Here is a 13,063-nt window from a genome sequence, read left to right on the forward strand (position 1 = left end):
GGATTTTCTGAGATGTCGGTTTAATCACCCCGGTGAACTGAGACTGTTTGTGAGTGGCATGCTGTCTGCTCAGTCCAACGAGGTGGTGCAGCAGAAGCTCAAACGGTTGGCTCTGGAGTTTCGACACTGCCATGAAGAAGATGTTGCATTGCCTCTAGAGCATCGGTTTGGAGTGAGCCTGTTGATGGCCATGCGCCCATGGGAGATTGAGGCTTTTGACAGTTTTCGGCGCCCAGAGACACGTAAGGACTACCCATCGTTTAGCCGGAGAGGGCAAAGTGGCTAGAAGCTGGTTCTGTGATGCCTGAAACCAACATTTTTATGTCTGAACCGAACTTTGAGGCAGTAACGGGCCAGTGGGCTTCAATTGTCGAGATGAATGCTAGGGCAGGGCTAAGAGCGAGTGCTTTGATGATTCGGTTAAGTTGTTTGGTCAAAAGCGTTGGCTTGCAAGCTTCCGAGATTATCCAACATTCTTTTATGCCGGAGGAGGTCAAGTCAGCATATGAGGAGCTTGTTATTCAACGAATTAAAATCATGGCGGAACACCGGAGTCTATTCAACCCTTGGAGCAGGATCTAACGTCCACAACCTGGACGCTGACATTGAGGCTGAGTGTTTTCCCATAGCGGCAGCCAGTGTCATCCAGTTTACAGATATCAAACAGATACTCGTTTTCTGTAAGATCAATGTTCGGTATTAGGAATTTGGATTCTTGGCTTGCAGCTATAATTGTAGCTTCGCTTGCGGGCTGATTTTTCGAAAGAGCAAAAACCGTATAGTGCTCATCGGCAGCAAGAGGCCCTAGATTGCTGCTGTCTATTTCATAGAGCGTCTCTAACTGCGATGGATCTACCGACGTGTTCAGGTACGCATTTCGGTGGCATCTTGCGATATCAGCCAGCGCCGGTTTGAAACTTGGTTGTATATCGGACAAGTCCTCATTTAATTTTGTGATCATCCTGTTTGCATCTGCGATACCGCCTTTGAATACGTTTGTGTCGTAATCCTGCGGATAGCGGCTAGCTTCTTTTACTCGAAGAGCTAGCCATTCAGGGGACAGGGTCGGCGCGTGTTGTTTCAGAAGCCCTGCAATACCAGTAATGTTTGGAGTGGCAAACGATGTTCCGAACCAGAGACTGGCCTGACCCTCACCATTTAAGGTGCGGACCAGTTCACCCAATGCTGCAATATCGATCCCGGAGCCGCGGTTTGAAAAGTCAGAAGGTTTGCCTCTGCGATCCACAGAGCCCACGGTGATAACGTTGTTGCAGTTCGCAGGGGAATAGCCGCTAACATCCGTTCCATCATTGCCAGCCGCAACAACAACGAGAACACCTTTTGATACCGCAAAATCGATAGCCCCTTGCAGATAAGTCGGGCATTCAGATGTGGATGACCCCAGAGAAATATTTATAATATCTACCGGTTTGGTAAGGGTCGGGGCAGCACCAGTGGGCTGGCCTGCGAGCCAATATATTCCTGTGGCGACGTCGTTCATGGCACCATACCCGCAGCTCATTACTCGGGCGGCATAAAGTTCTGTATCTACAATTCCTGCAACGCCCTCAAAGTTGTTTGTAGTTGCAGCAATGATGCCCGCCACAGCCGTGCCGTGGCTGTCGGTGCAGGATGGGTTAATTTGAGAGGTATAAAAATCGGCACCGGGACCGTCGACGGTGGAGAAGTTGTATCCTTCAGTATATTTCAGATCACTAATTTGGTGGAATCCTGAATCAGCTACGCCTATGCGTAGCTTCCGCTTCTGAACGGATTTGCGGGCGGCAGCGAGGATGTCATGGGCACCGGGGTACTCTTGTGTAGGTGGCTGCCAGGCCCATTGATCAGAGAATGCCGGATCATTTGGTGTGCTGCTTACTGACTGTGATCTTACGGAGCTAGGCGCCAGAACTATTGGAGCCTTGGGCATTCTGGGATTTGAAACTAGATAATTCGGTTCGACGGCGAATACCCCGGGTTTTTGCTTTAGGTAGGCCGCATATCCCTCCGCATCTTTTGTTTTTACATGTAAGACCTCAGCCCGTTTAACCGCCCCTGAGCTTTGTGTAGATAGTCCATCTGTTCGATAACTAACAACAAGCGACACCTTGGTTTTTTGTTGTTCGGCCGGAGCATTCACGAGTTGGCGAGGCATTTCGCCAGCTTCAACGGCCATGGAAAAAAAGAGTGAGAGCACCAAAAATAGTGTTCTGTTAGATCGCATCGCAGAGAACATCCTGAGACAAGCTGGTTCGAAGAAGGCTAGTGATCATGTTGTAGGGCGGCTTTAGCTGAAATATCTGTCCGTTCCAGTCGCCGTAAACAGGGTTACCGACAAAACGGGAAAAGAACCCCGCTCGTTCGGAGAACGATAAGCTGCCAGCCGTCAGTGTCGGAGCGAAGATCTCACTGAAGTGAGAAACGCTTGTGAGTTTCTCAACTCCATAGGCTCCGTGATCTTTAGCAAGAATCTCTATTTGTTGTATTAGCTGGTCCAGCTCAATGTCTGCTATGCGTCCCTGATTATAACTTGAATAGCTCGCTTCAAGCTCTGACAGTTTTGAGTCAAGCAAGTTATAGGCAAGTGAATGCTCGGGAACGAAGGCTTCCATTAACCGGCTTTTCTCTGAATGTTTGATCACACCATTTAAATAGGCGGTATCGACGGCAAAGTGATACAGCGCCAAGTCCTGCTCAAGGCCTAGAAGGGAAGCGCTATCGTCTATAGTTTGTTGGGTACGTTTTTCCAGCGTTTCAGCTGAAGTGTTTCGTACGTGAACAGAAATAGGCTCCCTGAACGTCGAGTTCTCATTAGTAAACGTCAGAAATAGTTCAACAATTTTCGGGGAGTTAACGCTGGGAGTGTGGACATAAACTCCCTCGTCGCCTGCTAGGATGGCAATGTTTGAAGCGGTACCAGTTTCACTCTCAAAGCCTTGAAAAGAGGATCCGTTGAGATCTACAGCAAGAAACACTTCCGACTCTTCGTCGATGGAAAGATTGCTGCTTTCGAGTGCTGGGCGCTCGGGAATTAGGGGGTTTTCGGTTGCTCCGGGAGTATCAGTTGCACTATCTCTGGAGCTGCCACCTCCGCATCCGCCTATGGGTAGAGTTAGAATGCTGAGCAATAATAAAGTTGGGTTTCCCAAATTCATTTTTTGGCCTGACTGAGTTCATTAAGGCGCACAGAGTACCTGATTTGTACCCGACGCCTTGGCCTCGTAAAGGGCGTTGTCGGCCTGCTGTTGAGGACTTTTTCTATAGATTCCGACGCCGTTCTCATCTCGGCAATACCCCCCCCGAAAAGCACCGAAAATGGATAGATTGCCGTTCCCAAATGCATCAGTGGGTTACTGCTGGCGCTACCTGTGCAAGGCTGCCGGCCAACCAATCGACAATCAAGACAAATAGAGCGAGAGATTGGGCGTTAAGGCAATCCTTGGCACTCTTGATGACCCCATGATCTCAATCCATTAAAGTTGTTTTATTTAAGCGTATAATATCAGGACATACCCGATACGCTGAAACCAGAAAATTAGTTTAGCGGTGTCCAGCGCGGCCGCCCACAATGTAGACTCAATTCTTTAGAATTAAAAAAACACAATAACAAGATCCAAAAAGAGAAAACGCGATGACCCCATACGATTTCATCATCGAGGGCGGCCGTTACTTTGACGGCACGTGCGCACCATCATCCATTCGTAATCTGGCGGTTAAAGACGGCTATATTGCGAAAGTTACTGCAGACCCTATTCCTCATGATCAGGCCAACCGTGTAATCGATGCTGCTGGCAAATGGGTCACGCCGGGATTTCTGGATACTCATACCCATTACGATGCCGAGTTGCTGGTGAGCCCAAGTCTTTCCGAATCGGTGCGACATGGCGTAACGACCGTGTTGGTGGGTAGCTGCTCTCTAAGCATGATTTGCAGTGATTATGAAGATGCTTCAGACATTTTCACTCGCGTTGAAACTGTACCGAGGGAGCGGGTACTGCCGATTTTGAAGGAACACAAAACTTGGTCGACTCCAAAACAGTGGGTTGAGCACATCAAACAGATGCCCCTCGGCCCTAACGTGGTCAGCTTTCTGGGCCACAGCGACATGCGGGTGGGTGTGATGGGGTTGAGTCGCGCCACAGACTTGTCAATCCAGCCCACCGAAGAAGAATTGCAGACCATGGAGCGTTTTTTGCAAGAGGCGCTTGATGAAGGGTTCCTCGGCCTGTCGACCATGTGCTTGAAGTGGGACAAGGTAGATGGTGATCGGGAATGGTCCAAGAGTTTGCCCAGCACTTACGCCAAGTGGGATGAGATCGCACGCTTAAATAAGCTTGTGCGCCAGTATGGCCGGGTGCATCAAGGAGCGCCGAATGCCGCTACGCCTTTGCAGATTCTTCAGTATGTTCGCGAATGCGTTGGGCTATTACGGCGCCCATTGAAAACGACTTTGATTAGCCAGATGGACTTAAAGGGCAGCGCCGCGTTAACAGCCCTCACCAAGCTAACATCTTCGTTTACCAATGCCTTGCGGGGAGACTTCCGATGGCAGGTTCTGCCTACACCTTTTACTGTATACGCAGACGGTATTGACGTTGTGTTCTTTGAGGAATTTGGAGCAGGGGAGATGGCTCTGGATTTGAAAGATGCAGTGGAACGAAACGATCTCCTGCAAAGCGAGGAATACCGTCGTAATTTTCGAAAATTCTATGGTGAAAAACTGAGTCCTCGGGTTTGGCAGCGGGATTTTGGTGACGCCATGATCATCGACTGCCCCGATGAATCACTAGTCGGTAAAAACTTTGAAGAAGTGGCGAAGGCGCGCGGTATCCATGTGGTGGATTTGTTTCTCGACCTGGTAGTGGAGTTCGGCAAGAAAATACGTTGGTACACCACGGTTGGAAACCACCGTAAACAGGTTCTGAGACGACTGGTAAAAGACCCAACCACGCTCATTACCTTCAGCGATGCCGGTGCTCACATCCGCAATATGGCTTTCTACAACTTGCCGTTGCGTATGTTGAAGTTGGTTCAAGAATCCATCGACGAGGGAGACGCGGTGATGACTATAGAGCAGGCAGTTCATCGTTTGACCGGTGATCAGGCCGATTGGTTTGGTATCGAAGCGGGCAAAATTCGGGAGGGCGATCGCGCCGATATTGTGGTGCTCGACCCATCAGGCTTTAACCAAAATCTTGAAGAGGTTTCTTGGGGCGACATGGAAAACTTTGATCTGCAAAGACTTGTTAACCGAAATCCGGGCATCGTGAAAACTGTGATGATCAATGGAAAGCTGGCGGTAGATGAGGAAGAGTTTTTACCGGAGTTTGGGCGCGAGATAGGCTACGGTTCGTTTATTCCCGCACGTTGAATGTGTGGTTCTGTTCAAACTTGTTTGCGCCAGACCCCAGCCGAGCGCCGAATTCCGGTGCACCACTGCGTGCAAACTATTGCATGACGCCTGTCGTGAAAATGACTTCTGTTCGTGTATCGTCAAATTCTGGCTCGTGTTTGGTCAAGTAATTAAAGTTGAACTGCATTATTCTGTTTATCCTTACGGCCAACCAAGCTTGATGTCCTTCTAGCCCCAAGGAGTTTCTATATGGCCAATCAGATTACCTCAGACACACTGGTTATTGGCGGCGGTATCGCTGGCATAGTTACTACGCTGGAGCTCCTTCGGGCGGGTAAAACCGTTACGTTGGTAGACCGGGATACACCTGAGCGTCTGGGGGGGCTGGCCTTGTGGGCGTTTGGCGGTATGGCTTTGGTTGATACTCCGCTACAACGCAAAATGGGTATTTCGGATAGCTCTGAGCGCGCTTTGAGAGACTGGGTCAGCTTCGGTGAGCTAGATTCTGAAGACGAGCATTCCCTCGCTTGGGCCCGATACTATGTGCAAAACTCCTGCAGTGAGGTATATGACTGGCTGAAGGCCGAAGGTATCAAGTTTTTGCCTGCGGTGAACTGGGTCGAGCGGGGGCGGTTAGGTGAAGGGAACAGTGTGCCACGCTATCACATAGTGTTTGGAACCTCCCGGGAGCTTACCCGCACTCTGATTGCGACCATGCGGGATGCCGGTACGGGCAATCGCCTCACAGTAATGCATCAGCACAGCATTGGTTCATTGGAGAGCCGTGATGGTCGCGTTACTGGTGCCATTGGCACCAATGATAGAACGGGTGAACCGATCCACTTAACGGCCCAGGCGGTGGTGGTAGCGACTGGTGGAATCAACGGGAACCACCAACAAACCCGTGCCAACTGGCCAAAAGATCGACCCATGCCAAAAACCATGTTGAATGGTGCCCATCCTTACGCCGATGGCAAGCTGCACCACGAAGTGGCCGACAAGCTGGGTGGAAGTATCGTTAACGCTGGCGAAATGTGGAACTATGCGGCTGGCTTCCCCCATCCTTATCCTCACTTTAAAGGCCACGGATTATCAACCATCCCTTGCAAATCTGCCTTGTGGCTTGACCATAAAGGCAGGCGGATTGGCCCGGAGCCATTGGTGACCGGCTTTGATACTCACTGGCTTTGCCAGCGTGTTGCAGAGCAGGAGCAGCCATGGACCTGGCACCTGTTGAACTGGCGCATTGCAGCCAAAGAATTTGCCATCTCCGGCGCGGAGCACAACCAGCGTATACGCGACAAACAGTTGGTTCGCTTTGTATTCGAAACCCTGACCGGCAACCACAATCTGGTCAAACAGATGGCTCGTGAAAGTGATGATTTCCTCGTTGCAGATACGCTCGTAGAGTTAGCCGAAAAAATGAACATGCTGACCCGCTCCCACGATGTTGACCCAGCCACATTGAAGGCTACGGCTGATGCTTTCGATGCAAACTTTGCGGCTGGCAGCAAGCTTGAAAACGATGATCAAATCCGCCGCATATTGCATGCCCGTCAATGGGGGCCAGATAAGCTGCGCACCTGCAAGCCTGCGCCGCTGCAAAAGAAAGGTGCCGGGCCTTTTATCGCCGTGCGTATGCAACTGATTACACGCAAGAGCCTAGGAGGCTTGCGTACCGATCTTATGTCCCGTGCGCTTGGAGCCGATAATAAGCCCATACCCGGGCTTTACTGTGTAGGTGAAGCCGCCGGTTTTGGGGGGGGTGGCTGTAATGGCAAGCGCTCTCTCGAAGGCACATTTTTGCCGGGTTGCATCATGACCGCCCGGGCAGCCGCAAGGTCCATTCTGGCCAGCGCGTAATGGAGATAGCCATACCGATTATCAAGCTTGCTTACGCGATCACAACCGTGACAAGACAACAACAAGGAGATTACCTATGAACGGTGCGCAAGCCCTGATGAAAACCCTTGTGGACGCTGGTATCGAAGTCTGTTTCAGCAATCCAGGAACCAGCGAAATGCATTTTGTAGCGGCGCTGGATGATGAACCGAAGATGCGCGCCGTGCTGGCACTGTTTGAAGGGGTAGCAACCGGGGCGGCCGATGGTTACGCCAGAATGGCCGATAAGCCTGCTGCTACTCTGCTGCACCTCGGCTGCGGGCTCGGTAATGGTTTGGCAAATCTGCACAATGCCCGCAAAGGCAAGGTGCCGGTGGTAAATATTGTAGGCGACCACGCTATTGCCCACGTGAAATACGATGCGCAGTTGCAGTCAGATATCGAAACCGTAGCCCGTAATGTATCACCGGGCTTTGTCCGTACGTCACAAACTACGGCTGACTTGTGTATGGACGCTGTAGAAGCCATCACAACCGCCCGCGGCCTACCCGGCCAAGTGGCCACTTTAATCCTGCCCGCCGATGTATCTTGGGGAGAAGGGGGGAGTCCATGCGCACTTCCGGCACAGGCAGCGTCCCCTGTTGCCGATGATGGAGCCGTTCGCGCTGTGGTGGACGCCATTCGCTCCGGTAAAAAAACAGCGCTGTTACTTGGAGGCCGGGCTTTGCGAGAGCCCGCATTGATGGCGGCCGCGAAGGTTGCCGCTGCAAACGGTGTGACGCTACTGGCAGAAACCTTTCCGACTCGTATGGAGCGTGGTGAAGGCCTGCCGCCGGTTGAGCGCGTAGCCTATTTGGCGGAACTGGCAGGCGTTCAACTGGCCGACATTGCTCACTTGATCCTGGTGGACAGTAAAGCGCCTGTTTCTTTCTTTGCCTACCCTGGTAAAAAGAGCTATCTGGTGCCGGATACTTGCACTGTTCACACCTTGTCCCGCCCAGAACAAGACGCTCTGGCCAGCCTTGAAAAACTGGTGGCGGCACTGGGTGCCGACAACGCCCAGCCTGAGGTTCAACAGTTACAATGCCCATCGGCACCCCGCGGTCGCCTCTCGGCACCAAAAGTCTGTAAGGCCATGGGCCACTTTCTCCCAGAGAACGCCATTATTATCGACGAGGCTATTACTTCTGGGCTGATGCTGAATGCCATGACTGCGGGCTCACCCCGTCACGACATGATTACCTTGACCGGAGGCGCCATCGGCCAGGGCTTGCCCAACGCGGTCGGCGCCGCTATTGCTTGCCCGGAACGGCCAGTGATTGCCCTGATCGGCGATGGCACCGCCATGTACACCATTCAAGCCCTTTGGACCATGGCCCGTGAGCAGTTGAATGTAACCACCATTATATTCAACAACGCTTCTTATTCGGTGCTGAACATAGAGTTGGAGCGAGTGGGTGCAGAAGATGCCGGAGACAAGGCCAAATCTCAGTTGGACTTGAATGGACCCGTGCTGAACTTTGCTCAGTTGGCTCAGGGCATGGGGGTTCATGGCGTCCGTGTGGATACCGCTGAAGCATTCAATTACGCACTTGAATATGCGTTGTCACAGCCGGGTCCACACTTGATCGAAGCCATGGTGCCGGAATCCCTCAACGGATTGAAGCGCAAAATCCTACCTTGGGTACTGCGTTCGCTACCGAGCTTGCCTTTGCCGGTCACCCGTACCCTGAAAAACAAGATCGCGCCCTGATCGGTCAACGGGCAACCTAGACCGGGACGATTGCCGAGGAGGGTGGATAAAGTACTTTGAACGCGCCGGAACAGCCCCTGAATACCGCTGTGTAAACGAGTAGTGGGCGATTCTGGTGGCCTTTGTGAAAATCAAAGTTAACATTGGTTGGAAAATAACAACAAGGAAACTCAGGTGGCCTTAAAACACTACGACATCATCATTATTGGTGCCGGGCTCTCCGGCATTGGAACGGCATGTCACATTGCACGGGAACACCCTGAAAAATCTCTTGCGATACTGGAGCGCCGTGAAAACGTGGGAGGCACTTGGGATCTGTTCCGTTATCCCGGCATACGCTCGGATTCCGACATGGCCAGCTTCGGGTTTAACTTCAAGCCTTGGTATTCCGAAAACGTATTAGCCCAAGGCGACGATATACGTGAGTATGTGCGCGAAACGGCAGAAGAATTCGGATTGTACGAGAAGGTCAAATTTGGCCTGAAACTCAAGAACTCTAATTGGTCGACCAGAGACCAAAAGTGGACAGTTTCTTCTGTACAGGAAGCAACGGGTGAGGAGGCAGTGCTTAGCTGCAACTTCCTGATTAACTGTGCCGGATATTACAACTTCGATCAGGGCTATCGCCCGAGCTTCCCCAAGGAAGACGTTTTTAAAGGGGATATTGTTCACCCCCAGAGCTTGCCTGACGATTTCGATTATAGCGGAAAGAAAGTGGTGGTCATCGGTAGTGGTGCTACTGCAGTAACACTGGTGCCAGCCATGGCGAACAAAGCTGCCAAGGTTACTATGCTGCAGCGCTCACCCACCTACATTATGGCCCTACCAAACACCGACAAGGTGTCGATGGTACTGAACAAAGTATTACCAAAGGCCTGGGTGTTCAAGCTGGCCCGCAGGCGCAACATCTTATTCCAGCGCGCTCTTTATTTAGCTTGCCAGCGCTGGCCTAACGCGATGCGAAAGATGTTTTTGTCACATATGTACAAACATGCACCAAACGTTAATAAACGCCACCTTACACCTGAGTACATGCCGTGGGATCAGCGCCTGTGTGCTGCGCCTGATGGAGACTTTTTTGAAAGCTTGCGCTCGGAGAAGGCGAATATCGTAACCGACCATATCGACCGCTTTGATGAAACCGGCATTGTGTTGAAAACCGGCCAGCATATTGCCGCAGATATTGTTGTGGCTGCGACAGGATTGGACGTTCAGTTGATGGGTGGGGCGACACTCAGCATCGACAATGAGGAAGTGAACCTGCCCAAAAAAATGGCCTACAAGGGCATCATGATTCAGGACGTACCCAATTACGGGTGGATTTTTGGCTATACCAATGCGCCCTGGACCCTCAAGTGCGATATTGGTGGGCGCTATCTTTGCAGGCTTTTCACCCACATGGACAAGGTAGGAATGTCGGTCGCAACAGCAGTAGACACGGACAATAACACGACCGATGCCAGTGTATTGGACGGGTTTGCACCCGGTTATATCGTCCGGGCAATCGATAAGATGCCTCGGCAGGGCAGGATCGACCCTTGGAGAATAACCATGCACTATGGCAAAGATAAAAAAATGTTGGTTAAAGACCCTGTTGATGATGGAATTTTGCAGTTTGAAGCAGTTTCTTCATATTTATCCCAAGAGCCGGATCTTCTTCAGCAAGCGAGCAGGGCTTGAGGACAAAAAAACCTCCCCTAAATTCGGGGAGGCTTGATTTGCTAAGGCGCTAATGCCGCTTTTACAAAACCTGCCAATGCACCACTTAGTTTCTCAGCCACCGCGCACTCAGGAACGTTATGGCGCTGGGCCAAATACTTTGGATCGTTGTAGCCCAGCCATACCTGTCCTGAGTTGTCTTCCCAAACCAATGCCTTGAGTGGCAGGTCTATCCCGACCGACTGCGCACACTTCATGAATGGAGTTCCGCCTTGTGGATTGCCAAAAATCAGCAACTCAGTAGGCCTAAGTGCCATTCCTGCTTTTTTAGCCCCCGCTGCGTGATCTATGCGCGCGAAAACGTTCAAGCCTTTGCTTTTCACAACCTCTTCGAACTTGTTCATAGTTTCTTGAGCGCTATGAGGGCTCTTAACCGAAATTAGGCCATCAGCGGCTTGGGCTTGGGCGAAAGCCATAACCAGAAAGAGTGCGACAGCGTACTTGATTACCTTCATGATCTACCTCGATGACGATGTTTGTGCCTGTACTACGGCCTTGTGTCGTACATGGTTTCAAATTCAGCCTATCATCTGGCTTGCCTTTGTTATAGATAAAACGGCAAATAAAGCGCTACGACAGGGAAGAAGTAAACAATCAGCAGACAGCCGAACATCATAATAATGAATGGCCAAACACCCCGTACCACGTCCATTATTTTGCCCCCGGCGACGGCCTGTATCACGAACAGGTTTAGCCCTACGGGTGGGGTTATCAACGCACACTCGATCATGATCACAAAGATGATGCCGAACCAGATGGGGTCTATACCCAGTGGTGCCAATGAAGGGTAGAGCACCGGCATCATAATCAGCAGCATAGAGATGGATTCCAGAAAGAACCCCATCACAAGCAAAACCAGACACACCGCGAGGATGAATAGGCCAGCACTGCCAATGTGCATGGTAACGAACATCGAGATGTCTTGCGGAATTTGATAAAGGGTGATGGCCTTACCGAATACTTTGGCACCAGCCATGATAATGAATATAGTGATTGTGGTTTTCATGGTGGCGATGCAGGCGAGCTTGAATCGCTCCCAGTTCATTGTTTTCAATGCTAAAACAATAATCAGTGATAGCGTTACACCAATGGCTGCAGATTCTGTTGGCGTGAACACGCCAGCGTAAATACCGCCAATAATAATGACTGCCAGAACGATGATGGGCAGAGCCCGCCAGGTGGCTGCGAGGCGCTCACTTCTAGTGGCCTTGGGCACCGGTGTACAGGCCTTGCCAAGCGTTGCGTACAGAAAGCTGAAGATGATAAAACTGCCAGCCATTATCAGCCCAGGAAATATACCAGCTAGAAATAGGTCAACAATCGACTCTTCCGTAATAACGCCGTACACGATCATCGGAATCGATGGGGGAATCAGAATACCGAGTGTTCCGCCTGCCGCGATCAAGCCCAATACAAAAGGGCGATGGTATCCGCGATCGGTCATCTCTTTGATGGCAACACTGCCAATGGTTGCAGCCGTGGCAACAGACGACCCGGAGATTGCGGAAAAAATCGTGCAGGAAGCGATGGTTGCAATTCCCAAGCCGCCGGGCCAATGCCCAACCCAGGTTTGAACGGCGTTGAACAAGTCTTTGCCGACGCCGCCTTGCAGCAGAATGTTAGACATCAGCAGGAAAAGCGGGACGGACAGCAGAATAAAACTGTCGAACGAGGAATACATGGCCATGGGTACCATCAAAGGTGACATGTCGGCCAGTAGCAGCATACCCAGCCCAAGCCCACCCAATACAAACCCCACTGGTACCCCAGACAGCAACAACATCAATAGGGCGAATATAATCAGAGCAACAGTCATCAGACGTGAACCTCTTCAGCAGGCTGAATGTGCCCTGTCAAGACAAGCGCTGCCTCTGTGAGGCATTGAATAAAAAGAAGGCCGAAGCCCACTGGAATAGCACTTTTAGTGATATACATTGGCATGCCAAGCATGGATGCGGATGCGGCATTTATAGCGACAGCGTCTTTTACGATGTACACGCCGTACCACGTGACCCAGCCTGAAAACAACGCAACAACAAGTAACGACCACAGTTCTGCGAAAGCTCGCAAACGAGGGCCGAAGCGGCTGATTAACATGTCGATACGGATCAACGCCTGATGTTGAAGTAGCCAGCTTGCACCCAAACAAGAAGCCCAGATTTGGCATAGCAGTGACAAGTCTTCCACCCAGATAGTGGGGGAGAGGAAGACGTAACGAGCAATGACTTCGTAGGTGATCATCACCGCAATCAAAGCAAATAGAGCCGCAGCGAGCCGGCCGCAAAGGGTAACCACTACATGATTAATACGGACCCACGCAGATGGATGGCTTGCGCGCCAGGCCTGTGGGTCTTTTGATGAGGCGTTGTTAGTTGACATGGATAATCCCGACAACA

10 protein-coding genes are annotated in these 13,063 nt (G+C 51.2%); 5 read left to right on the plus strand and 5 right to left on the minus strand.

Annotated features, from left to right (window positions below; genetic code table 11):
• Positions 1-49: 49 nt before the first annotated feature.
• A complete protein-coding gene (locus KO508_RS09195; RefSeq protein ID WP_216008030.1) occupies positions 50-286 on the plus strand; it encodes a hypothetical protein in 237 nt (78 codons plus the stop codon).
• Positions 287-559: 273 nt separating this feature from the next.
• Here the strand turns inward: KO508_RS09195 and KO508_RS09200 are convergent, their stop codons facing one another.
• Together KO508_RS09200 and KO508_RS09205 are read right to left on the minus strand one after the other, a co-directional pair.
• A complete protein-coding gene (locus KO508_RS09200; RefSeq protein WP_216008031.1) occupies positions 560-2,224 on the minus strand; it encodes a S8 family peptidase in 1,665 nt (554 codons plus the stop codon).
• A complete protein-coding gene (locus tag KO508_RS09205) occupies positions 2,214-3,155 on the minus strand; it encodes a hypothetical protein (protein ID WP_216008032.1) in 942 nt (313 codons plus the stop codon). Before KO508_RS09205 ends, KO508_RS09200 begins: the two co-directional genes overlap by 11 nt.
• Positions 3,156-3,631: 476 nt before the next feature.
• Between KO508_RS09205 and KO508_RS09210 the strand changes: the two genes are divergently transcribed.
• From KO508_RS09210 to KO508_RS09225, 4 genes are all read left to right on the plus strand, one after another.
• Positions 3,632-5,371, plus strand: a complete 1,740-nt coding sequence (locus KO508_RS09210; RefSeq protein WP_216008033.1) for an N-acyl-D-amino-acid deacylase family protein — start codon at positions 3,632-3,634, stop codon at positions 5,369-5,371.
• Between the two features lie 231 nt (positions 5,372-5,602).
• Positions 5,603-7,216 carry an FAD-binding dehydrogenase gene (locus KO508_RS09215; RefSeq protein ID WP_216008034.1) on the plus strand — a complete coding sequence of 538 codons (1,614 nt, stop codon included), beginning with the start codon at positions 5,603-5,605 and terminating at the stop codon, positions 7,214-7,216.
• Positions 7,217-7,292: 76 nt separating this feature from the next.
• Entirely contained in the window at positions 7,293-8,948 is a 1,656-nt protein-coding gene (locus tag KO508_RS09220; protein ID WP_216008035.1) for an acetolactate synthase large subunit, read from the plus strand.
• A gap of 174 nt (positions 8,949-9,122) precedes the next feature.
• Positions 9,123-10,628 (plus strand): flavin-containing monooxygenase, encoded by a 1,506-nt coding sequence (locus tag KO508_RS09225; protein WP_216008036.1) that lies wholly within the window; start codon positions 9,123-9,125, stop codon positions 10,626-10,628.
• A gap of 41 nt (positions 10,629-10,669) precedes the next feature.
• On the opposite strand, the gene KO508_RS09230 is transcribed toward KO508_RS09225, so the two are convergent.
• From KO508_RS09230 to KO508_RS09240, 3 genes are all read right to left on the minus strand, one after another.
• Entirely contained in the window at positions 10,670-11,122 is a 453-nt protein-coding gene (locus KO508_RS09230) for a DUF302 domain-containing protein (RefSeq protein ID WP_216008037.1), read from the minus strand.
• A gap of 89 nt (positions 11,123-11,211) precedes the next feature.
• Positions 11,212-12,483 carry a TRAP transporter large permease gene (locus KO508_RS09235; RefSeq protein ID WP_216008038.1) on the minus strand — a complete coding sequence of 424 codons (1,272 nt, stop codon included), beginning with the start codon at positions 12,481-12,483 and terminating at the stop codon, positions 11,212-11,214.
• Positions 12,483-13,046 carry a TRAP transporter small permease gene (locus KO508_RS09240; RefSeq protein ID WP_216008039.1) on the minus strand — a complete coding sequence of 188 codons (564 nt, stop codon included), beginning with the start codon at positions 13,044-13,046 and terminating at the stop codon, positions 12,483-12,485. Before KO508_RS09240 ends, KO508_RS09235 begins: the two co-directional genes overlap by 1 nt.
• Between the last annotated feature and the right edge of the window lie 17 nt (positions 13,047-13,063).

Origin of the sequence: Marinobacter salexigens, assembly GCF_018860765.1 — a bacterium.
Classification (GTDB): Bacteria; Pseudomonadota; Gammaproteobacteria; order Pseudomonadales; family Oleiphilaceae; genus Marinobacter; species Marinobacter salexigens_A.